18 protein-coding genes are annotated in these 21,670 nt (G+C 65.3%); 3 read left to right on the top strand and 15 right to left on the bottom strand.

Annotated features, from left to right (window positions below):
• Positions 1-73: 73 nt before the first annotated feature.
• The 10 genes from guaA to groES form a co-directional block, all read right to left on the bottom strand.
• Positions 74-1,672, bottom strand: a complete 1,599-nt coding sequence (gene guaA, locus ACTSLZ_RS05955; RefSeq protein ID WP_420852858.1) for a glutamine-hydrolyzing GMP synthase — start codon at positions 1,670-1,672, stop codon at positions 74-76.
• Positions 1,673-1,812: 140 nt separating this feature from the next.
• Positions 1,813-2,421 carry a DUF3817 domain-containing protein gene (locus ACTSLZ_RS05950; protein ID WP_129313954.1) on the bottom strand — a complete coding sequence of 203 codons (609 nt, stop codon included), beginning with the start codon at positions 2,419-2,421 and terminating at the stop codon, positions 1,813-1,815.
• Positions 2,366-3,385 carry an SURF1 family protein gene (locus ACTSLZ_RS05945; RefSeq protein WP_443096004.1) on the bottom strand — a complete coding sequence of 340 codons (1,020 nt, stop codon included), beginning with the start codon at positions 3,383-3,385 and terminating at the stop codon, positions 2,366-2,368. The genes ACTSLZ_RS05950 and ACTSLZ_RS05945 overlap by 56 nt, the downstream gene beginning before the upstream one ends.
• A gap of 88 nt (positions 3,386-3,473) precedes the next feature.
• A complete protein-coding gene (locus ACTSLZ_RS05940) occupies positions 3,474-4,607 on the bottom strand; it encodes a GuaB3 family IMP dehydrogenase-related protein (protein ID WP_129313952.1) in 1,134 nt (377 codons plus the stop codon).
• Positions 4,608-4,646: 39 nt separating this feature from the next.
• The gene (gene guaB, locus ACTSLZ_RS05935) at positions 4,647-6,164 is read right to left on the bottom strand and encodes an IMP dehydrogenase (RefSeq protein ID WP_238692230.1); all 1,518 of its coding nucleotides are present in this window, start codon (positions 6,162-6,164) and stop codon (positions 4,647-4,649) included.
• A gap of 146 nt (positions 6,165-6,310) precedes the next feature.
• Positions 6,311-7,234, bottom strand: a complete 924-nt coding sequence (locus ACTSLZ_RS05930; protein ID WP_443096101.1) for an SGNH hydrolase domain-containing protein — start codon at positions 7,232-7,234, stop codon at positions 6,311-6,313.
• 83 nt (positions 7,235-7,317) lie between these two features.
• Complete coding sequence (locus ACTSLZ_RS05925; protein WP_443096003.1) at positions 7,318-8,415, bottom strand: acyltransferase family protein; 1,098 nt, start codon at positions 8,413-8,415, stop codon at positions 7,318-7,320.
• A gap of 178 nt (positions 8,416-8,593) precedes the next feature.
• Positions 8,594-10,726 carry an acyltransferase family protein gene (locus tag ACTSLZ_RS05920; protein WP_443096002.1) on the bottom strand — a complete coding sequence of 711 codons (2,133 nt, stop codon included), beginning with the start codon at positions 10,724-10,726 and terminating at the stop codon, positions 8,594-8,596.
• A 484-nt stretch (positions 10,727-11,210) separates the two neighbouring features.
• A complete protein-coding gene (gene groL / locus ACTSLZ_RS05915) occupies positions 11,211-12,800 on the bottom strand; it encodes a chaperonin GroEL (protein ID WP_129313948.1) in 1,590 nt (529 codons plus the stop codon).
• Positions 12,801-12,852: 52 nt separating this feature from the next.
• On the bottom strand, positions 12,853-13,149 hold the full coding sequence (gene groES, locus ACTSLZ_RS05910) for a co-chaperone GroES (protein WP_443096001.1): 297 nt from the start codon (positions 13,147-13,149) through the stop codon (positions 12,853-12,855).
• A gap of 233 nt (positions 13,150-13,382) precedes the next feature.
• Between groES and ACTSLZ_RS05905 the strand changes: the two genes are divergently transcribed.
• Both ACTSLZ_RS05905 and ACTSLZ_RS05900 read left to right on the top strand, forming a co-directional pair.
• A complete protein-coding gene (locus tag ACTSLZ_RS05905; RefSeq protein WP_443096000.1) occupies positions 13,383-14,651 on the top strand; it encodes a THUMP-like domain-containing protein in 1,269 nt (422 codons plus the stop codon).
• A gap of 120 nt (positions 14,652-14,771) precedes the next feature.
• Positions 14,772-15,926 carry a glutamate--cysteine ligase gene (locus ACTSLZ_RS05900; RefSeq protein WP_443095999.1) on the top strand — a complete coding sequence of 385 codons (1,155 nt, stop codon included), beginning with the start codon at positions 14,772-14,774 and terminating at the stop codon, positions 15,924-15,926.
• Between the two features lie 66 nt (positions 15,927-15,992).
• Here ACTSLZ_RS05900 and tsaD read toward each other — a convergent pair whose 3' ends face one another.
• From tsaD to alr, 5 genes are read right to left on the bottom strand one after another with little or no spacing between them, the layout of a single operon-like run.
• Positions 15,993-17,111 carry a tRNA (adenosine(37)-N6)-threonylcarbamoyltransferase complex transferase subunit TsaD gene (gene tsaD / locus ACTSLZ_RS05895; protein ID WP_443095998.1) on the bottom strand — a complete coding sequence of 373 codons (1,119 nt, stop codon included), beginning with the start codon at positions 17,109-17,111 and terminating at the stop codon, positions 15,993-15,995.
• Positions 17,108-17,665, bottom strand: a complete 558-nt coding sequence (gene rimI, locus ACTSLZ_RS05890) for a ribosomal protein S18-alanine N-acetyltransferase (protein WP_178979549.1) — start codon at positions 17,663-17,665, stop codon at positions 17,108-17,110. The genes tsaD and rimI overlap by 4 nt, the downstream gene beginning before the upstream one ends.
• A complete protein-coding gene (gene tsaB, locus ACTSLZ_RS05885; protein WP_443095997.1) occupies positions 17,662-18,378 on the bottom strand; it encodes a tRNA (adenosine(37)-N6)-threonylcarbamoyltransferase complex dimerization subunit type 1 TsaB in 717 nt (238 codons plus the stop codon). The genes rimI and tsaB overlap by 4 nt, the downstream gene beginning before the upstream one ends.
• Before the next feature lie 22 nt (positions 18,379-18,400).
• Positions 18,401-18,991 (bottom strand): tRNA (adenosine(37)-N6)-threonylcarbamoyltransferase complex ATPase subunit type 1 TsaE, encoded by a 591-nt coding sequence (gene tsaE, locus ACTSLZ_RS05880; RefSeq protein WP_443095996.1) that lies wholly within the window; start codon positions 18,989-18,991, stop codon positions 18,401-18,403.
• The gene (gene alr, locus ACTSLZ_RS05875; protein ID WP_443095995.1) at positions 18,988-20,256 is read right to left on the bottom strand and encodes an alanine racemase; all 1,269 of its coding nucleotides are present in this window, start codon (positions 20,254-20,256) and stop codon (positions 18,988-18,990) included. The genes tsaE and alr overlap by 4 nt, the downstream gene beginning before the upstream one ends.
• 163 nt (positions 20,257-20,419) lie before the next feature.
• On the opposite strand from alr, the gene ACTSLZ_RS05870 reads away from it, so the two are divergent.
• A complete protein-coding gene (locus tag ACTSLZ_RS05870) occupies positions 20,420-21,643 on the top strand; it encodes a glycosyltransferase (protein WP_443095994.1) in 1,224 nt (407 codons plus the stop codon).
• Positions 21,644-21,670: the final 27 nt, after the last annotated feature.

Below are 21,670 nucleotides of genomic sequence, written 5' to 3'. Positions count from 1 at the left end.
AGACACGTGTGGCCCGGCCCCGGTTTCCGGGGCGGGCCACACGTGCGTCCGAGACCGAGACGGTCTCAGAAAGTTATTCCCATTCGATCGTTCCGGGAGGCTTGGAGGTCACGTCCAGAACCACCCGGTTGACCTCCTGGACCTCGTTGGTGATCCTGTTGGAGATCTTGGCCAGGAGATCGTAGGGAAGCCTGGACCAATCGGCTGTCATCGCGTCTTCCGAGGAGACTGGCCGGAGAACGATCGGATGCCCGTAGGTTCGACCATCGCCCTGAACACCCACCGAGCGCACCTGCGACAAGAGCACCACCGGCATCTGCCAGACTTCGTTGTCCAGCCCGGCCTTGGTCAGTTCGGCGCGAGCGATGGCGTCTGCCGCACGCAGAACACTCAGATTCTCACGGGTCACCTCACCGATCACACGAATCCCAAGCCCGGGACCGGGGAACGGCTGGCGTGCCACGATCTTCTCCGGGACTCCGAGCTTTCGGCCGATGGCACGAACCTCGTCCTTGAACAGCGTGCGCAAGGGTTCGACCAAGTCGAATGCCAGGTCTTCGGGAAGGCCACCCACGTTGTGGTGGGACTTGATATTGGCGGCGCCCTCGCCTCCGCCGGATTCGACGACGTCGGGGTACAGCGTTCCCTGGACCAGGAACTTGATGTCCTCCCCGTTTCCTCCGAGTTCGGCCACGAGCTTGCGCTGGGCGTCCTCGAAGGAGCGGATGAACTCACGGCCGATGGCCTTGCGCTTGTCCTCGGGGTCCGTCAAACCTTCCAGAGCAGAGACGAACCGGTCCGATTCGTCGATGGTCACGACCTTGATGCCCATGGTTTCGGCGTAATCCTGCTCGACCTGCTCACGCTCGCCGTCGCGCAGAAGACCGTGATCGATGAAGAAACAGGTCAGCTGGTCGCCGACGGCCTTGTGCACGAGTGCTGCCGCGACCGAGCTGTCGACGCCGCCGGACAGCGCGCAAATCACCTTGGCGTCACCGACCTGTTCACGGATCTTCTCGACCTGCTCGTCGATCACGTTGCCTGTGGTCCAGGTCGGCTTGAGACCTGCGACGTTGAACAGGAAGTTCTCGAGGATCTGCTGACCGAAATCGGAGTGCTTGACCTCGGGATGCCACTGCACGCCTCCGAGCTTCTTCTCCTCGTTGACGAATGCGGCCACGGGGGCCCCTTCGGTGCTCGCCAGGACCTCGAAACCACTCGGCGCCTCGGTCACGGAGTCGCCGTGGCTCATCCACACGTTCTGCGCCACCGGCGTGCCTGCCAGGAAGGAGACGCCATTGCCGGTCAGGGTCGCATCCGTTGCGCCGTATTCGCGCAGACCGGTGTGGGCCACGTTGCCGCCGAGAGTCTGCGCCATCACCTGGAAGCCGTAACAGATGCCGAACACCGGAACACCGGACTCGTAGAGCCGACGGTCTCCGGCCGGGGCTCCTTCGGCGTACACGCTGGACGGGCCTCCGGAGAGCACAATGGCTGCGGGGTTCTTGGCAAGGATCTGCTCGGTCGGCATCGTGTGGGGCACGATCTCCGAATAGATGTTGGCGTCACGCACACGGCGTGCGATGAGCTGGGCGTATTGCGCCCCGTAGTCGACGACCAGAACGGGGCGATCTTCCAACTCGGATGTCGCCGAGGAATCGGATTGGGTCACTGCCATACTTTCGATGTTGTCGGGTGCGGAGAAATTGCCCCTGATTCGGGGCCCGATATTTTCAGTTTAGAACACGATGTCGGTCGAAGCCGGGCCGGTTGGGCATGCACCGCTGGTGCTGGCACGGTTTGCCTGCGCGATCAGTATCTTTTTGCGGACTTCGGGTTCGCGGCCACCTGGGCGACCGTCTCCCGATGGATGCGACGCTCGACGATGAAGGACAGGAACGGGACGACGCCGCCCAGCGCCATCACGATCAGCTGCGGGAGCGGCCACCTCATGAGCAGCCAGAGACGGAAGCACGCAAGCAAGTAAATCACGTAGAACCAACCGTGAATGATCAGGACGCCGGTCGAGATGTTCAGGCCCCCGGTGAGGTTGCCCGTGTCCCTGTTCAACCACCCCAGGGCAACGCTCTCTCCCGTCGATGCGTTGGTGGCGCCGGCCATCAGGTCGTACCCGAAGATGTACCTGGTCACCATTTCGACGACCAGCAGCAGCAGGAACGTTCCGGAGATCCAGGCACAGTACTTGTAGATCGCGAGAGCTCCTCGGATCTGTGCCTGGGTCCCGCCGAACTTCCTGCGGGTCGCCCGGACATTGCCCGCCTTCTGCGGTGTGGCGTCCGCGGGCAGCGGGACCCTCTTGCCGTCCGTGCGCTCCACGGGTTGGGGCTGGTTCTTGGGCGTTGGCTTATCGGCCACCTTGGTCACCTCGTTGATTCTCGTGTGCGGTCCCGACCGAGGCATCGGCGGACGCGTGCCCGCCGTCGGGCTCATCGGTTTCCTCGGCGACGGGCTCGTCGAAGTAGTAGTACTGCCGATCATCGGCGTCGTAGTAGAAGTACCTGCCCGTGGACTCCTCGTAGAACATGTTGCCTTCCCCGGCAGGAAGGATCTCGTAGTACTTCTCCGGGTGAATCATGCGTTCGTGCGAGTCGGCCAGCATGCGCCACCACAGATAGATCGCGAAGAGAGCGAAGACCACCCACTCGATCGCGTAGAAAATGTTGAGCCAGTCCACGGAATGGTCCACGACCTGCTCGGTGTGGATCCGGCTGAGCTTGTCGTGAGGCTCGGCCAGCCCGGCGTCCTTGTCCACGTGTCCGTCGGCATCGACGGGGGACGTCTCGCCGGCCGGTGATTCGGAGACCGCGGCCACGGTCCCTGCGTACAACGGTGTGTCCCATATGTTGGTCAACTGGGCGGTCGCGGCAGATCCCAGTGCACCCTTGGTCTTGGTGTCCTTCGAGGTCACCGGGGCTTCGTTGGCCACCAGACGGCCGATCACCGTCACGTCGCCGGACGGTTCGGGACTGAGCGCCTGGGTGTCATTGTCCGTGGTGAACCCTCGCGCGACCGGAACGGAGTAGTCCTGGCCCTCGGATGCGGCATCGAAGTCCAGCCGGAACTGGCTGACGACCCAATACCCCTTGGTTCCGTCGTTGACGCGTCCCTCGACCAATCGGCTCGAGTTCTCGACGTAGTGGCCGCTGGCCTGGACCATCGAATCGGCCTCGGACTGGAGCACCGGATCCTGCGGGTCGGCCACGTCGCGGAGCGGCTTGACCACTTCCTTGCCCGGATCGGCATTGATCTGTCCCGAATCCGCGGATCCCAATTGCCATTTGCTCAACAGCATGAACCCCGTTGACATCAGCAGGGCGAGCAGAAGCGCACCCAGCCATCGTGGGGTAAGAGCTAGTTTGAGCACGGCGTCCAGCCTATCTGTCCTGCCTGGGATTTCCCCAAGTCATCCAGGGACCGGGCAACCTCGTCGCGGCGCCCGGTCCATGGGTCGTTCAGTATTGGGGGCGTCCCGTCAGGACAACCTCGGACCGTTGGAATTCCTTGAGCGTCGAATAACCGGTGGTCGCCATGGCACGCCTCACGGCGCCCATGAGGTTCGATGTTCCGTCCACGTGGTGCGACGGGCCGTAAAGAACCTCTTCGAGCGAGCCGACCTGGTTCATGGGAGTCCGGGTTCCCCGGGGGAACTCGTGGTGGTGTGCCTCAGGTCCCCAGTGGTAGCCGCGTCCGGGTGCTTCCTTCGCTCGGGCCAGGGGCGCCCCGATCATGACGGCGTCGGCGCCCATGGCCATGGCCTTGATCATGTCGCCGGACTGGCCGAGGCCGCCGTCGGCGATGACGTGCACATACCGTCCGCCCGATTCGTCCAGGTAGTCGCTGCGCGCGGCGGCGACGTCGGAGATAGCTGAGGCCATGGCCGCGTGGATGCCCAGTGCCCTGCGGGTCGTGGTGGTCGCGCCCCCGCCGAAGCCCACGAGAACACCCGCGGCGCCCGTCCGCATCAAGTGGAGAGCGGGCGTGTAACCGGCGGCTCCCCCGACGATGACCGGAACGTCGAGCTCGTAAATGAACTTCTTCAGATCCAGCGGTTCCTGATTCTGGGACACGTGCTCGGCGGAGACCGTGGTCCCACGGATCACGAAAAGATCCGTGCCGGCATTGACCACCGTCTTGTAGTACTCCTGGGTCCGTTGCGGGGTCAGGGATCCCGCAACCACCACGCCGGCGTCCCGAATCTGGGCCAGCCGCTCGGTGATCAGCCCCTCCTTGATGGGTTCCGCGTAGATCTCCTGCATGCGACGGGTCACATGCGACATGTCGTCACGGGCCAACAAGGATATTTCGTCGAGGTACGGTTCGGGATCCTCGTACCTGGTCCAGAGACCTTCGAGATTGAGAACGCCGACGCCTCCCAGTTTGCCCAGGGTGATAGCGGTCTCGGGCGACATGACCGAGTCCATGGGCGCACCCAGAACGGGTGTCGCGAATTTGAAGGCATCGATCTGCCATTCGGTGTTGACGTCCCGCGGGTCCCTCGTGCGCCGGGCGGGCACGAGGGCGACGTCGTCGAGCGAGTACGTCCGGCGGGCACGTTTGGAGCGCCCGATTTCGATGTCGTTGGTCAAGATCTTCCTTCCGTACGCCCCTGCACGGGCGTGGCCGAGTCAGCGGCGGTAGTTGGGGGCCTCGACGGTCATCATGATGTCGTGAGGATGCGATTCCTTGAGACCGGCCGGCGTCACTCGCACGAATTTGCCCTTGTTCTTGAGCTCTTCGATGGTCATCGAGCCCACGTAGAACATGGTCTGGCGCAGACCGCCCTCGAGCTGGTGCAGCACCGCGGACAGGGGTCCCCGGTAGGCGACCTGGCCTTCGATGCCCTCAGGGATGAGCTTGTCCTCGCTCTTGACGTCCGCCTGGAAGTAGCGGTCCTTGGAGAAAGAGGCCTTCTTGCCACGGGTCTGCATGGCTCCGAGTGACCCCATCCCGCGGTAGGCCTTGAACTGTTTCCCGTTGACGAAGATGAGGTCGCCCGGGGATTCATCGCAACCGGCCAACATGGATCCGAGCATCACGGAGTCGGCGCCCGCGACCATGGCCTTGCCGATCTCTCCGGAGTGCTGGAGGCCTCCGTCGGCGATGAGAGGAACACCGGCGGGGATCGTGGCCTTGGCCGATTCGTTGATCGCGGTGATCTGCGGGACGCCGACGCCGGCGATGATGCGGGTCGTGCAGATCGACCCGGGGCCCACTCCGACCTTCACGGCATCCGCGCCGGCATCGACGATGGCCTGCGCCCCTTCGCGCGTGGCCGCCTGGCCGCCGATGACGTCGACGTGCGCGGCGGACGGCTCCTTCTTCAACCTGGCGATCATGTCCAGCACGCCCTGCGAATGTCCGTTGGCGGTGTCGATGAACAACGCGTCCACACCGGCGTCGACCAGGGTCATGGCCCGTTCGAAACCGTCACCGAAGAATCCCACTGCGGCACCGACCCGCAGCCGGTCCTCCTCGTCCTTGGTCGCGTTGGGGTACTGCTCGGTCTTGGTGAAGTCCTTGACGGTGATGAGACCGGTCAGTCGTCCCTGGTCGTCGACGAGCGGCAGCTTCTCGATCTTGTGGGAGGCCAACAGACCGAAGGCCTCGTCCTTGGTCATGCCTTCGTGGCCGGTGACCAAGGGCATCTTCGTCATGATTTCGGCGACGGATCGCGATTCGATCTCCTGCTCGGAAAGGTACCGAGTGTCCCGGTTGGTGATGATGCCCACGAGCTTGTCGTCGCTGTCCACGACGGGCAGCCCCGAGACCTTGTAGTGGCCGCACAGATCATCGAGCTCACGCAGAGTTGCGTCCGGCGAGATGGTCACGGGGTTGGTGATCATGCCGGATTCGCTCCGCTTGACGCGGTCCACGTGCTCCGCCTGGTCATGGATCGAAAGGTTGCGATGAATCACGCCCATACCGCCGAGCCGGGCCATGGCGATGGCCATCCGGGAATCGGTCACGGTGTCCATCGCGGCGGAGATGATCGGGGACTTGAGGCTGATCCTCCTGGACAGCCGCGTCGTCGTGTCCGCGTCCGAGGGGTTGACGCTCGTGTTCCCGGGAAGCAGGAGGACGTCGTCGTAGGTCAGACCGGTCAGGCCGAAGGGGTCATCGGACAGGGCTGTGGGCTGGGTCAAGAGAATGGGACCTTTCACGTCGCGCGTCTCGGTACGAGCCTCTCGGCGCCCCGAGCTGTTGCCTCTCATCATAGGACGTTCGGCAACCCGAACGCTCCCCCGTGCCCGCCCAGGTGACGGAGACCATGCGGCCGGCTGCGCGAAGGTCACCGGGAGCTCGCGGTCCGCATCGCGGTATCGAGCCTGTCCCCCACCATGTGCTTCATCGAGTCCACGTACGTCGCCGTCAGGTGGTTGTTGTCCAGGTATGTGTAGACGTTGCCGATCTGCGCCGGGCAGCTGCGGTCAGGGCAGACCAGGTCGAGCAGATCCAGCGGCGCGAACCCGCGGATCTGTTGCGCCCATTCCGCGGTCGGATTGGTCTGCCCCATGGGGCTCGGGAACGCGCAGCCGGCGATCCCGTTGCGGGCCTCGCAGTCGGCATGCTTCTCCGCAAAACGCGGCACGTCCCGCACGCCCACGACGTCGATGCCCCGCCGAGTCCACCGCTCAACCTGCCGTTGTGTCTCCGGCCGGACGACCTCGCCTTCCCCACCGACGGTCGAGTGTGTGGCCAGCATCAGCAGAACATCGGGCTTGTGAGCGCCGATGTACGCTTCGGCGCGCCTCATCCACTGCCCGCATGGTGCGGAAATCCTGTTGTTCAGGGCCACGCTCGTGAATTCGCACCCCGGTGCACGCACGAAGGTCAGGGCCCACCCGTTGCGCCGGGCGGCATCGACGATCGCCGGGAGCAGCATCTCCATGTGGCTGTTGCCCACCGCGACGACGTGCCGGCTCGGTCGATCGGGGCGGTGGTACGTGAGGCATTGGTCGGCCTCGAGTCCTTTCAGCGCTGACGGCGGATCGACGTCGCGGCATGGCGTCCCACGGACCACCTGCCACGACCAGTCGTCGGGACGCCGGGCCGGCGTCGGGAGGATGGCGGCGTCGTCGGCCCCTTCGTACCTGAATCCCGGAAGGAGAGCCCGTGCCCCAGGATTGTTGTTCGCGGCTTCGGTCTGGGCGACCCGCGCTTCGGAGGCGATGCGGGCATCCCACACGCAGGCCGGCCCCACGGCCAGGAGCATGCTCGCTGCAATGACGAGCAGGCCTCGCCGGCGCCGCGCGTCCGCCCATGACCAGCGACGCAGTGGTCGTTCGACAACTCGGGTCAGGACCAGCGCAATCGCCGTCGCCATCGTGAGCAACCCCGTTCCCGCGAAGAATCCGGCCTTTTCCTGCCCCGTGACGGCCAGGTAGAAGACCAATAGAGGCCAGTGCACCAGATAGAGGGCGTAGGACGCCGACCCCAGGACCACCAACGGCTTCCAGGTGAGAATTCTTTCGGCTCCCAGCGCGTGCCCGACGGCGTGCACGCGATGACGAGGCACGCGGCCACGGTCGGCCACAGGGCGACGATTCCGGGGAACTTGCCCTGCACGTCCAGGAGCGCGCCGCAGAGCAGGATGGCGGCCATGCCTGTCCAGGACAGGACAGCGGCGAGTGGGCCACGGATGGTGATGCGCGTGCAGACGATCGCCAGCAGGGAACCCAACGCGAACTCCCACAGCCGAGCCCAGGTATTGAAGTAGGCACCGCTCTGGTCGACGGCGGTCTGGTGCACCGCATAAGCCAGTGAGCCCAACAAAATAACTACGAACATCAGGGCCAGGATCCTGCGGGCCCGAGCCTGCAGGCGACGAACCATGAGGCTCGTCAGGCAGAACAGCAACGGCCAGACCAGGAAGATCTGGCCCTGGATCGAGAGGGACCAGAAATGGCGGAAGGGCGAGGCCGCCTCGGAGTCCGAGGCGTAGTAATCCACCGCGTGCCTGATCGAGTACCAGTTCTCGCCATAGAAGAGGACGGCGAAGGCCTCCCGGATGGCCGGGACCCACCGATCGGCCCCAAGGAAGAGTCTCGACCCGAGCAGGGTCAGAACAACGGTCACCACGGCCAACGGGACGATGCGTTTGAAGACATGCACCCAGTACCGGGTCACCTCGTGCCACCCCAGTGCGGCGCCCCTCTGAATGCGGCCCACGAAGGACGTGGTCATGAGGAACGCGGAAATGAGCAGAAAAACGTCCACGCCGCCGGACACCCGCCCGAACCAGACGTGGTAGACGGCGACCAGCACGACGGCGAAGGCCCGCAATCCCTGAATCTCGGGGCGGAACCCGCGCTTGCGGAGCGTTGTGTTCTGTTGGCGCGGGGTACGTCGGTGCCACGGCGCGGTGGACCCCTTGACTTGCCTGGGCGAGGGCACGGTTTTTCCTCAGTTCGGTGCGATTGCAAACCCGCAAGGATTTGCACGACTGATGCTCCTCCCCGGAAGGGAGGCGCTGGACAGGTGAATTGTACTCGCCGGTCCGGAAATTCCGTAGTTGCGGCCGCACCCGAAGCCCGCGAGGCTTCCGGCGCGGCCGCAAATAGTCGTACTCAGGTCAGGAGGGTTGCCCGCCCGCCTGCGCCATCGCATCCTCGGAAACCTGCGCAGCGTCGTCGTACCTCTGGTCGAAGAACTTCTGCATGCTGCGCACGTAGGTGGCCGTCAGATGGTTGTCGTCGATGTAGGTGTAAATATTGCCCACCGCGGGCGGGCAGGCCCCGTCGGGGCACACCAGATCGTCCATGTCCAACGACCCGTAACCGGGGATCTCCGTGCGCCACGCGGACGTCGGGTCCTCGGTCCCGGCCGTCGCGTGCGGGAAGGTGCAGTCCTCGAAGCTGTTCTTGTTCTCGCATTCCGTGTGGGACTGCGCAAAGCGTGCGTTGTCCCTGATGCCGATGACGCCGACGCCTTCGCTCGTCCACTTGCGCACTTGGTCCTCGGTGCCCTCGCGGATGCCTTCGGCGGCGCCGTCATAGCTGGAGAAGGTGGACTGGATGACCAGGTTGTCCGGGTGCCAGTCCTGGATGGCGTCCTCCGCCTGCGGGAGCCATTCCTGGCACGCACCCGAGAACCAGTTGTCCTGCGTGCTCGTGAAGAAGCAGCCGGGGTGTCGCACGAAGGTCAGGTCCCAGTTGTCGTCCTGGGCCTTCTGCTTCAGAGCGGTCATCCACTGTTCCGTGTGACTGTTGCCCACCGCGACGACGTGCTTGCTCGGATGGTCCTGCTTGACCACCCGGTAGCACTCTCCCCCGGAGAGGCCGTGCATGTCCTTCTTGAAGTCCTTGTCCTTGTCGCACTGTTGCCCCAGACCGTTGACCTCGGCGAAGTCGTTGCTCCGGGTCAGTGCGGTCGGAAGCAGCCCAGGATTGTCGTCGCCCTTGTAGGTGTAATCCGGATCAAGGATCTCGGCGCCCGGGTTGTTCTTGTCGGCGTTGGCCTCGATCTTGTGGGTCACGTAGGCGATGCGCGCCTGCCACGCCAGAACGGATCCGACCCCGAGAGCGATGCACCCGAGAATCACCACACCAGCACGCCACCGCTTGGTTTCGGCCCACTTCCACTTGCGGATGGGGGTATCGACCAACTTCGTCAGCACGTACGCCAGGCCGATGGAGAGCGCCAGGAGCACGACGCCGGAGAAGAACCCGGCCTTCTCCCGTCCCGTGATGGTCAGATAGAACACCAGCAGCGGCCAGTGGACGAGGTACAGGCCGTAGGAGTTGGAGCCGAGCCAGACCAGCGGCTTCCACTTGAGCAGGCGATCGGCTCCCCACTTGGTGGTGGACTGCCCGCAAATGATGATGAAGCTCGCAGCCAGTGTGGGCCACAGGGCGATGAAGCCAGGGAATTGGCCCTCGACGTCCAGGAGGGCGCCGCAGGTCAGAATGGCCAGCAGGCCGACCCAGTTCAGGATCGCGGCCACGCCGGTGCGAACACGGATCCAGGGAAGCACGATGGCCGCCAAAGAACCCATCGCGAATTCCCAGAGCCTGGCGAAGGTGTTGAAGTAGGCCGCGGTCTGGTTCGAGTACGTGTAGTAGACCGAGAAAGCGAATGAGGTCACAAAGACGACGGCGAAGATGGTCGCCAGAACCGGCCGGACCTTGGTCCCCATCTTGCGGACCAGAAGGCTGCCGAGCGCGAAGAGCAGAGGCCACATGATGAAGATCTGGCCCTGGATGGACAGGGACCAGAAATGCCTCAGTGGCGAGGCTGCACCCGAGTCCGACGCGTAGTAGTCCACGGCGTTCACGATCGAGAACCAGTTCTCGTAATAGAACGTCACGGAGAATGCTTCGTGCATGATCGACAGCCATCGATCCGGAGACATGAACAGCCGGGTCAGCACCAGGGAACCCGCCACGATGATCGCGACAAGCGGCATGATGCGCTTGAAGACGTGGAACCAGTACTTGGTCAGTTCCGTCCAGCCGATGCGGACTCCGCGCTCGATCTTGCCCGTGAAGGACAGGGTCATCAGAAACGCGGAAATCATCAGGAAGACGTCGACGCCGCCGGACACCCGGCCGAACCAGATGTGGTAGATCGCCACCAGGAGCACGGCAAAGGCGCGCAGTCCCTGGATTTCGGGGCGGAAAGCCCTCTTTCTGCGAGGTGCGGCCTCTGGGGCCTGGCCGCCTTCCGGGGGCGGGACCTGTCCTGTCGTCCCGTTCGATTCAGTCATTCAAGATCCTGTGTCGGCCTCGGCAGAGGCGGTGTTCTTGTTGATTCGTGCGATGCCAGCGATCGGTATCGGTTTGCGGGTCGGCCCGTAGCCCAGCGCTCGGTCACGGACGTCCGTGGAGCGGATACGAGCGACCCGCGGGCAGACACGAGTTTTCATCCTATTCGTCTGGCGCGCAAAATTTTGTACCCGTGCTCAGGCTCGCCACTCGGGTCCCTCGAGGAGACCCGAGAACGTGTCACGTGCCACCGTCCGACGCCGGAACGTCCGCCCTCAGGGTGGACTCCAGCGTCGGCCAACGACCCGCGTCACGCGCCGCGCGGCACGCGCCACGCGGCGACGAACCCGAGCATTTCGCCATCGCGAGATGGCCAGAAGAGACGATACATTGCATTGCAACTAAATCGTGGCATGACCCCTCACACACAGGAACGCCCCCGCGCTCTCACAGAGAGCACGGGGGCGTTGGGGTGAGGACCCGAAATCAGGCCTCTTCCTCTTCCTCCGGCTTGTCGACAACCAGAGTTTCCGTGGTCAGGACCATCGAAGCGATGGACGCCGCGTTCTCGAGCGCGGAACGAGTGACCTTGACCGGGTCGATGACGCCGGCCTTGATCAGGTCCTCGTACTCTCCGGTCACGGCGTTGTACCCCTGGCCGGCGTCGAGGCTCTGGACGCGAGACGCGACCACGTAGCCGTCCTCCCCGGCATTGTCGGCAATCCAGCGCAAGGGCTGCACGAGGGAGCGTCGAACGATGTCGACCGCCGTCCGCGCGCCCTCGGTCTGGAGCCCCAGGTCCGAATCGAGCGCCTTGGCCGCGTGGACCAGGGCAGATCCGCCACCGGCGACGATGCCTTCTTCGAGCGCGGCCCGGGTCGAGGACACGGCGTCCTCGATACGGTGCTTGCGCTCCTTGGCCTCGACCTCGGTCGCAGCTCCGACCTTGATCACGGATACGCCGCCGGACAGCTTGGCCAGGCGCTCCTTGAGCTTTTCGCGATCCCATTCGGAATCCACGCGCTCGATCTCGGAGCGGATCTGTGCCACGCGCTCGGCGACGTCATCGGCGGAGCCGTTGCCGTCCACGATGGTCGTGTTGTCCTTGGTCACCGTGACGCGGCGGGCCTGCCCGAGCTGCTCGAGGGTCACGGAATCCAGGGTGATTCCCAGCTCGCTCGTGATGACCTCTCCGCCCGTCAGGACCGCCAGGTCCTGCATGATGGCCTTGCGACGGTCGCCGAAGCCGGGTGCCTTGAGGGCCACCACGTTCAGGTTTCCGCGGAGCTTGTTGACCACCAGGGTGGACAGGGCCTCGCCGTCGACGTCCTCGGCGATGATGGTCAGCGGCTTCTTCGCCTGAACAACCTTTTCCAACAGGGGCATGAGGTCGGCGATGGCCGAAATCTTGCCCTGATAGATCAGGATGGCCGAGTCCTCGAGGACAGCTTCCTGCCGTTCGGCATCGGTCACGAACGACGGCGACAGGTAGCCCTTGTCGAACTGCATGCCTTCGGTCACGGACAGCTCGATCTCGGTCGAGGAGCCGTCCTCGATGGTGATGACGCCGTCCTTGCCGACCTTCTCGAATGCTTCCGCAAGGAGCTCGCCGATCTGCTCGGACTGGGCCGAAATAGCAGCAACGTGCGCGACCTCGGCGCCCTCGACCTCGCGGGCGTTCTCGAGCAGACGCTCGGACACGGCCTTGACGGCCGCCTCGATGCCCGCGCGGATTTCGCTCGGTGCCGCACCGGCGGCCACGTTGCGCAGGCCCTCGTTGACGAAGGCCTGAGCGAGAACGGTAGCAGTCGTCGTGCCGTCACCTGCCACGTCGTTGGTCTTGGTGGCGACTTCCTTGGCCAGCTGCGCGCCGAGGTTCTCGTACGGATCGTCAAGCTCGACTTCGCGGGCGATCGTGACGCCGTCGTTGGTGATCGTGGGAGCGCCCCACTGCTTGTCCAGAACGACGTTGCGACCGCGGGGTCCGAGAGTCACCTTGACCGTGTTGGCGAGCTTGTCCACGCCGGCCATGAGGGCCTTGCGGGCTGCGTCGTCGAATTCCAACTGTTTTGCCATGAACTACATGACTCCTTACACAGGTCTAGAAAAGTGCGGGTTCGCCGAAGTCTTACTTCTCGACGACGGCCAGCACGTCACGTGCCGAGAGCACGAGGAATTCTTCGCCCGAGTACTTGACCTCGGTTCCGCCGTACTTGGAGTAGATGACGACGTCGCCTTCCTGGACGTCGACGGGGACGCGGTTGCCCTTGTCATCGACACGACCGGGGCCAACCGCCACGACCTTGCCCTCCTGGGGCTTTTCCTTGGCGGTGTCCGGGATGACCAGGCCGGATGCGGTGGTCTGCTCAGCCTCCATGGGCTGAACGACGATACGGTCCTCGAGAGGCTTGATGGAGACGGACATGAGTGACCTTCTTCCTTGGATGGATCAATTCTTGGCGTGAGCCGTGAAGGGCGTGCCAACCGTCGTCGCGGTGCCGATTGAGCGCCAGGCCCATTTAGCACCCTGACTGCCAGAGTGCTAAACATGACTCTATTCGGAGGGTTAGCAGAGGGTCAAGACGAGTGCCAGGTTTCGCCCTCAGCGGTAAGGATGACGCCGACCGGGGTGGCGCTGACGGCCGATACAGTGGTCGCGTGACGCATTCATTCACCCCCGATCAGCTCTCCGCCCTGGACCGGATGGAATACCGCGAAAGCGACGCACTGGCCCTCTCGAGCTCCCTCCGCAAACGAGGCTTCACTCCGGAGCAGACCTCCGACATGCTGACCCAGGCCAAACTCCGGGTGCAGGCCCGGTCCAAGTTCGGGGAGGACGCCCAGCGCATGCTGTTCACCCGTTCCGGGTTGGAACAGGCCACGCGCCGTGCCGTCTCGCTGTGGCACGCCCGAAGGTTTCGGGACGCCGACGCCGGGCCGGTCGCCGACCTGGGCTGCGGCATCGGGGCGGACTCGGCAGCCTTTCTCAGCGAAGGTCTCCCGGTGATGTCCTACGACATCGATCCCGATACCGCGTCGATGGCCCGGCACAACCTTTCCGTCCACCATGAGTCGGAGGTTCGCGTGGGTGACGTGACCGAGCTCGATCCCGCGTCGCTCCGCACCCAGGACGGCACGGCGATCCGTTCGCTGTGGCTCGATCCCGCGCGTCGGGACACCACGGACGGCCAGGTTTCCCGCCTGTTCGATCCGGAGGCCTTCGCGCCTCCCTTCTCCGTGATACGTCGCTGGGCCGAGACGGGAATGCCCATGGGCGTCAAAATGGGCCCCGGGATGGATCGGTCCGAGATTCCCGAGAATGCCGAGGCCGAGTGGGTCAGTTGTGGGGGCGACGTCGTCGAGGTCGTTCTGTGGTTCAACGCGCTCGCCCGCCCTGGTGTCAAGCGTTCCGCGACCCTGCTCGGCGCGGATCCGCTGGAACCGGACGTCCTGGCCCAGTACACGTCGGATTCCGGATTCGGGCAGGACGCCGGGGAGGCTCCTCCCGTCGGTCCCCCGGCTGATTTCCTCTACGAGCCCGACGGCGCGGTCATTCGGGCCGGCCTCGTTGACCAGCTGGTGTCCCAGGTCGGAGGTCACCTCCTCGACCCCCGGATCGCCTATTTTGCTTCTGACCGGTGCGAAGACCTGGCCGGAGCCACCTGCTGGGTCGTCGACGAAATTCTGCCGATGGGCACGAAAGCGCTCAGAACCTGGGTCCGGGAGAACGGAATCACGGGTCTGACCATCAAGAAGCGAGGGGTCGACGTCGTCCCGGAAACGTTGCGACGTCAGTTGCTCGCCGGGAACTCTTCGAAAAAGAAGAAGCCGGCCGGCAATCACCACGCGACGCTCATCCTCACTCGGTGGGAGTCCCCCGACTCGGAGCACCGAGCGGCCTTCGTGGTTCGCCGCGCGCACCCGTGACACCGCGCCGGGGCAGGCCTTGGATTCCGCGTGAAGCCGCGTGTCGTCCGGGCGATATACGCTGCACCGTTCGCCGCCCTCCCCGCTAAGATGAATTGACCCCGACACGGGAGGACCACCATGATCACTTTTTCCAGCTCCGGTCAGTCGAGCCTCGGCGTCGAATGGGAAATTGCCCTCGCCGACAGGGAATCGGGCGATCTCCTTCCGGCAGCCGCCGAGCTCATCCGGGCCCTGGAGTCCTCCCACCCGGAATTCATTGATCCCGAGGGCCTCGCGCCGCAGATCACGCGGGAGTACCTGTCCAATACCGTCGAGGCGGTCACGGGCGTGTGCCCCACGGTCGCCGATGCGATGGACCAGCTCACTCGGCTGGCCGATGCACTCCGCGCGGAAGCGGATCCCCTGGGAGTCGACCTCTACTCGGCGGGGACGCATCCGTATGCCCAATGGAGCGAGCAGCCGGTTTCGGAGAAGGACCGGTACCAGAAGGTCCTCGAGCGCACCCAGTACTGGGGCAGGCAGATGTTGGTCTACGGAACCCACGTGCACGTGGGCATCGACTCCCGCGACAAAGCTCTCCCCGCGGTGAACCAGCTCGTCAACTACTATCCCCATCTCCTGGCGCTGTCGGCCAGCTCTCCGTACTGGATGGGCGTGGATACCGGCTATGCCTCGCAGAGGGCCATGGTTTTCCAGCAGATCCCGACCTGCGGAATTCCGTACCCGTTCGAGAAATGGTCCGAGTACGAGGACTACATCGACCGGTCGATCGGTGCAGGAATTATTGCCGAGGAATCGGAGAACCGGTGGGACGTCCGTCCCGTGGCCCGGTACGGAACAGTCGAGATGAGAATTTGCGACGGGCTGGCGACCACGGAGGAAATCGGGGCGATGACTGCCCTGACCCAGTGCATCGTCGAGGAAGTCTCCCGCACCGTGGAGGACGGCGGTCACGTGGAGCTCATGCCCCGGTGGCTCTCGGAGGAGAACAAGTGGAGGGCTTCACGGTACGGACTGGACGCCACCGTGATCGCCGACGCCGCCGGAACGGTCCTGCCCCTCCGTGAGCATTGCACCGACCTCGTGACCAGGCTCGAGCCCATTGCCCAGGACCTCGACTGCGCCGCGGAGCTGGCCGGTGTGCACCGGATGATCGAACGCGGACCGGGGTACGAGCGCCAGCGCCGTGTCTTCGAGGAGAACGACCACGATCTCAGGGCAGTGGTCCGTGACACGGTCGATCTGACGCGGTACGGATACCGGGATTCCTAGCCCGATCAATCTGTCCGACCGGGCCGGATCGGATCGCAGATCCTGTTCCGGGCGCTCTTCTCCCGGTCAGGACCCGATGGACACCGTGGTGACTGGCAGCGACGGATCCGCGGTGAAGTCGAGTCCGCTGGGTGCCACACCCGACTGCACGAGTCGTGCTCCCAACGCCGCGACCATCGCGCCGTTGTCGGTGCACAGAGAAAGCTTCGGTACGACAAGCCGGATTCCGTGCTCCGAACACCGCTCGGAGACGAGCTGCCTCAGCCTCGAATTCGCGGCGACCCCACCACCGAGCAACAAGGTATCGATGCCGTTTTCGGTGCAAGCGAGCATGGCTTTGGACGTGACGACGTCGGCCACGGCCTCTTGGAACGAAGCCGCGATGTCCGCGACGGGCACGGGCTCGTCATGTGCCTCGAGGCCCTCGACGACGCGGGCGACGGCGGTTTTCAGGCCGGAGAAGGAGAAGTCGTAACGGTGACCCCCGGGGTCCTGGACCGTTCCCATGTACTTGGCGGCCGTCAGCCCTCGTGGAAAGGTGAAGGCCCGGGGGTCCCCCGATGCGGCGGCTCGATCGATCGCGGGTCCGCCGGGATAGGACAGCCCCAGGACTCGGGCGACCTTGTCATAGGCTTCGCCCGCGGCGTCGTCGAGCGTGGATCCCAGCAGCGTCACATCGCCTGAAATATCCGAGACCTTGAGTATCTCCGTGTGCCCGCCCGAGACCAGAAGGGCCCCGAGCCCCGAGAGCAGGGAGGCCTCGCTCTCGGTGTCTTCGGCAGCACTCGCGCTGTCCTCGAGGAGACCTACTCCGACGTGGGCGACGAGATGGTTGACGGCGTAGAGGGGCTTGCCGGTGGCGACCGCGAGCGCCTTGGCGGCGCTGACTCCTACCATCAGGGCGCCGGACAATCCGGGCCCGCTGGTCACGGCGATGGCGTCCACCTCGTCCATGCCGACACCCGCTTCATCGAGGGCCGCGTCCAGTGCCGGGATCATGGCCTCCAGGTGAGCGCGGGACGCGATTTCCGGGATCACGCCTCCGAATCGCGCGTGCTCGTCCATTGACGTGGAGACAGTGTTCGTCAGGAGTCGTCGGCCCGCCACGATCCCGATACCTGTTTCGTCGCACGATGACTCGATCCCGAGGACGATCGGTTCGCGCGGTGCGGATGTGGTGGTCAACGGTTGGATCCCTCCGTGCGGTCTGCGCCGGCTCTCAGATCGAGGCTCATGATGACGGCGTCCACGCCGCCCTGATAGTAGCCCCGGCGTTCGTGTATCGGTTCGTAGCCCAGGACCGTGTACAGCCCTTGGGCCCTGGGGTTGTCGGCGCGGACCTCCAGCATCATGGTCTCGGCTCCCATGGCCCGTGCCTGCTCATGCATTCTGTTCATGAGCCATCGGCCGATCCCACGCCCTTCGTGGCCGGGTCGAACGGCAATGGTTTGCACGTCCCCCGTGTCCGCAACGGCCATCATTCCCGAGTAGGCGATGAGCTCTCCGCCTGCTTCGACCACGGTGTAGCGACGCGCGGGGTGGGAGATCTCCGCGAGGAACATGTCGATGGGCCACGCGTCCTCGGGGAACAGCGCTGATTCGAGTTCGTGAACGGCCTCGAGATCGTCCAGTTCGGCGGTGCGAGCGGAGTATCCGGCCGGAAGCGTCTCGGACTCGACCGGGACTTCGGCATCAGAGACGGAAGGAGTGGGCCGCGGGCCGATGCTGGGCCGGGTCATCTGGTGGCCTTCTTCCTGTCGGCGGGCACACGGGCATCGGATTCCCTCAGGTAGAGGGGCGATGTCGATTCCAGGGTCGCGTCCAGTCCCGTGCGCAGCGCGGAGGCGACCAGAAGTTCCGCCAAGGGTTCGTCCTGGTCGTGTCCGGACACGGGGGTGAGGACGTCGGCGTAGAGCTCGGCACCGCGACCGGCCATGGGGATCTGGGGCTCCAAGTCCCCGGCAGGTCCGACGACGGGTCCGTGAGCCCTCGTATACCCCGTGGCGCCGGTCGCGTCGTCGGCCAGGTGATAGACGGCGCTGTAAACCTCGCGACGCCGCGCGTCGGTCGCGACGCCGAAGACGGTGTGCCCGGCGGAAGCGGCGTCGTGAAGACTGCCCTCGGCCACGGCGTCCAGGCTGACGACACCGCGCACGGGGACTTTCCAGGCCCACCCCATGGCTCTGGCCGTCATGATGCCCGCGCGCAGTCCCGTGAATGGTCCGGGACCCACCCCAGTGAGAATCAGGTCCAGATCCTGCCCACGGATTCCGGAGGTCTCCAGGAGGTCCCGGAGGCCCGGAGCCATGGCTTCCGCGTGCGATCGGGTGTCTTGGGTCCGGAAGCTGCCGAGGACTTCGAGGTGACCGGCGTCCGGGGCGCCATCGACGACCGGGACCCGAACCAGGGCGCCGCTGGCTATGGAAGATGTATCGCAACCGAGAATGAGCACGCCCCAAGTCTAATGCGAGGAACTATTCTTCGGCCGCTGCCCGGATTTTGTGGACGAGCTGTTCGATTTCCGGCTCGCCCCACCGGTCGCCCATGAAGGAGATGACGGCACGTCGGGGATCACGGTCCTCCTCCTCGCCCTCGACCAGCGGCGCATCCGATCCCTGCGAGCGGATCAGCGTGATCTCGACCCGGGAATCACTCAGGTGTTCCACCAGATCCCGGCCCCATTCGACGACCGTCACGGAGCGGTCCATGGTGTACTCGAGATCGAGGTCGTCGACCTCCTCCGGGCTGGACAGCCTGTAGGCGTCCACGTGCACCAGGTCCGGCCCACCGGGGCGGGCACCTTCCGAATCGTTCGGGTGAATCCGGGAAAGGACGAACGTCGGGGAGATCACCGCACCACGAACACCCAGTCCGTCGCCGAGAGCCCGGGTGAACGTCGTCTTTCCCGCTCCCAACTCCCCGGTCAGCACCACCAGGTCACCGGACCGGAGATTCCCCGCGAGCGCGTGCGCAACCCGGGCCGTCGCCTCGGGGCTGCCGAGCTGCACATCGAGTTCGGCCTTCTGGGGCCGTGTGGATGGTGACTGGTCGTTCGTGTGGCTCACGCGTTGTCCTCTCGCAGATAGATGCGGTCGACCCGCGGGGAGATTCTCGTCACGATCTCGTAATTGATGGTCCCGGCGGCGTCGGCCCAGTCATTGACGGAAGGGTTGTCGCCGGATCCGAAGAGGACGACGGGCGCGTGCAGGTACCCCAGGGACGGGTCGGAGAGACCGGGTCGGCCCAGGTCGACGACGAGCTGGTCCATCGCGATCCGACCAACCTCCGGGTAGGTGGCCGCTTCCGCGCCCGAGGGATAGATCCTCACTGGTCCACCGGTGGCGACCCGCGGCACGCCGTCCCCGTATCCAAGGGGTATCAGGGCCAAGGTCGTGGGTCGAGACGTCGAGTACCGCAACCCGTAGGAAACCCCTTGCCCGGCGGGAACCTCTTTGACGGAGCTGACGAAGGTCTGCAGTGTCATGGCCGGTGTGAGCCCGAATTCCTCAGGCGGAGTCCCGGGAATCGGCGACAGCCCGTAGAGTGCGACGCCGACGCGAACGGCGTCGGCCGTCATGCGGTTGGTCCCGCCCCTGGCATAACGATCCGCGGTCAGGATGCCCGGGCTGTTGGCGACGTGCAGCAGGTCGGGAGCCAGCCCCGCGGCGCGGGCCTGGTGCACGGCGTCGTCGAATTTGTCGAGCTGCTCCCGGGTCTCGGCACGATCCGGCTCGTCGGCGACGGCCAAATGCGAAAAGATACCGGTGACCCTGACCAGGCCGTCGGCCTCGAGTTGTGCGGCCCGCCCGACCAGCCCCGGCCATTCCTCCATGGTGCAGCCGTTGCGACCGAGGCCCGTATCGATCTTGAGGTGGACCTTGGCCGGCGCACCGACGGAGGACGCCGCCTCCGCGGCGGCCTCAAGGTCCCACCCGGACGCGCCCAGCTCGATGTCCTGCTCGATGGCCGCCTCGAAATTCGTGGCCCGCGTGTGGAGCCAGGCAAGCATCCGCCCGGATACCCCTTCGGCTCGCAATTCGAGGGCTTCCCGAACATGCACCAGCCCGAGGGCATCGGCCCCGGCCTCCAGGACGGTCCGCGCTACGGGCAGAGCCCCGTGGCCGTAGGCGTCCGCTTTGATGATCGCGATGAGCTTCGCCGTGCCCGCGAGTTCCTTGATGCGCGCCACGTTGGACGCGATCGCCGCCAGATCAATCAGGGCCGCACGCTCGGGCAGCGCCTGCTCGGCAGGAAAATCGATGGACTGCCCCGGTCCGGGGACGGCGGACGTGCCCGCGGTCGGGCCACTGTTCAGTTCTGCGGATGGCATGGGGTCATTCTCTCACCTTGCGGCCCTCCGCCCGATGATGTGAACTCCGGACGAGGTCGAGCGACCGCCTGCCCGGCCCGGCGAGCGAGCGGTCGGGTGACGTACTGTTGAGAGCGTGGGCATTTCGGGCGCGAGCGAGCAAGAGTCAGTACACCTTTTCAGCATGCATACCTCTCCCCTGGCCCAGCCGGGCGACGGCAACGCGGGGGGCATGAACGTCTACATCGCGTGTCTCTCCCGGGCGCTCGCGGCCCAGGGCTTTCGAGTCGAGGCCTTCACCCTCGCGACCGATCCCGCGGAGGTCACCAACGATCCGCATCCCGACCCATCGATGGAGCAGATCGCGACGGCCCGGCCCGAACCCGGCGTCGTCGTGCACACGTTGTACCTGCCCAAGGCTCTGGGCGCGGCCAAGGAGGACCTGCCCGTCCTGACCGGAGACTTCGGTCGGGCATGCGCACGGTACGCACGGGAGAATTCCTTGTCCCCCGGTATCGTTCACGCCCACTATTGGCTCTCCGGTGAGGCCGCCACGGTCTACCGCGAGGAGTTGGGCACCAGCGCACCACTCGTGCTGACCTTCCACACGACCGCACGCGTCAAGAACCTGCACTCGCGTGGCGGTGAAAACCCCGAACTGGAGGAACGCGCGTCGGCCGAACAGCGTCTTACTGCCCTCGCCGATGCGGTGGTCGTCAACACGCGGTACGAGGCGGAGCAAATGCGTGACCTCTACGACGCCGCCCCCGAACGACTGCGAGTCATCCCGCCGGGTGTCGATACGGCGATATTCCGGCCCACGTCGGAAGAAAGACGCCGCGGGGCCGTGACCACGGGCCCATTCACCGTGCTGTTCGCCGGCCGCCCCCAACCCCTCAAGGGCCCTGAAATCCTGATCGAGGCCGTCGCCCTCGCGGCGGAACACGTTCCATCGATCCGCCTGGAAATCCGGGGAACAGCGCCGGAGGACTACATGTCCTCCCTTCGCGCCCTGGCACGCGAACGCGGGATCCTGGACCGTTGCCTCTTCGTGCCGGCCAGCGACCGGGAACAGCTCGCGGAGGCCTTCCGTCGGTGCGACGTGGTCGCGTGCCCTTCCTCCTCGGAAACTTTCGGCCTGGTTGCCCTCGAGGCCCAGGCCTCGGGCGCTCCGGTCCTCGCCTCGGACGTCAGCGGATTGCGAGTCGCCGTGGACGACGGACGAGCCGGAATCCTCGTCGGGTACCGGACTCCCGAGGCGTGGGCCCGGGAACTCGTCCGTGCCGCGCGATCGCCCGACCTGTTGCAGCGGCTGTCCGCCTCCGGATTGGCCCACGCGCGCACGCTGACGTGGGACGACGCCGCTCGACGAACCGCAGGCCTGTATCAGGACCTGCGCCGCCACTGATCAGCACCGTACACACCGTTACGTCAC

Origin of the sequence: Rothia koreensis, from assembly GCF_052232265.1 — a bacterium.
GTDB lineage: Bacteria > Actinomycetota > Actinomycetes > Actinomycetales > Micrococcaceae > Rothia > Rothia koreensis.
Note: the sequence above shows the minus strand (reverse complement) of the source record. Positions and strands in the feature narration are given on the sequence as shown.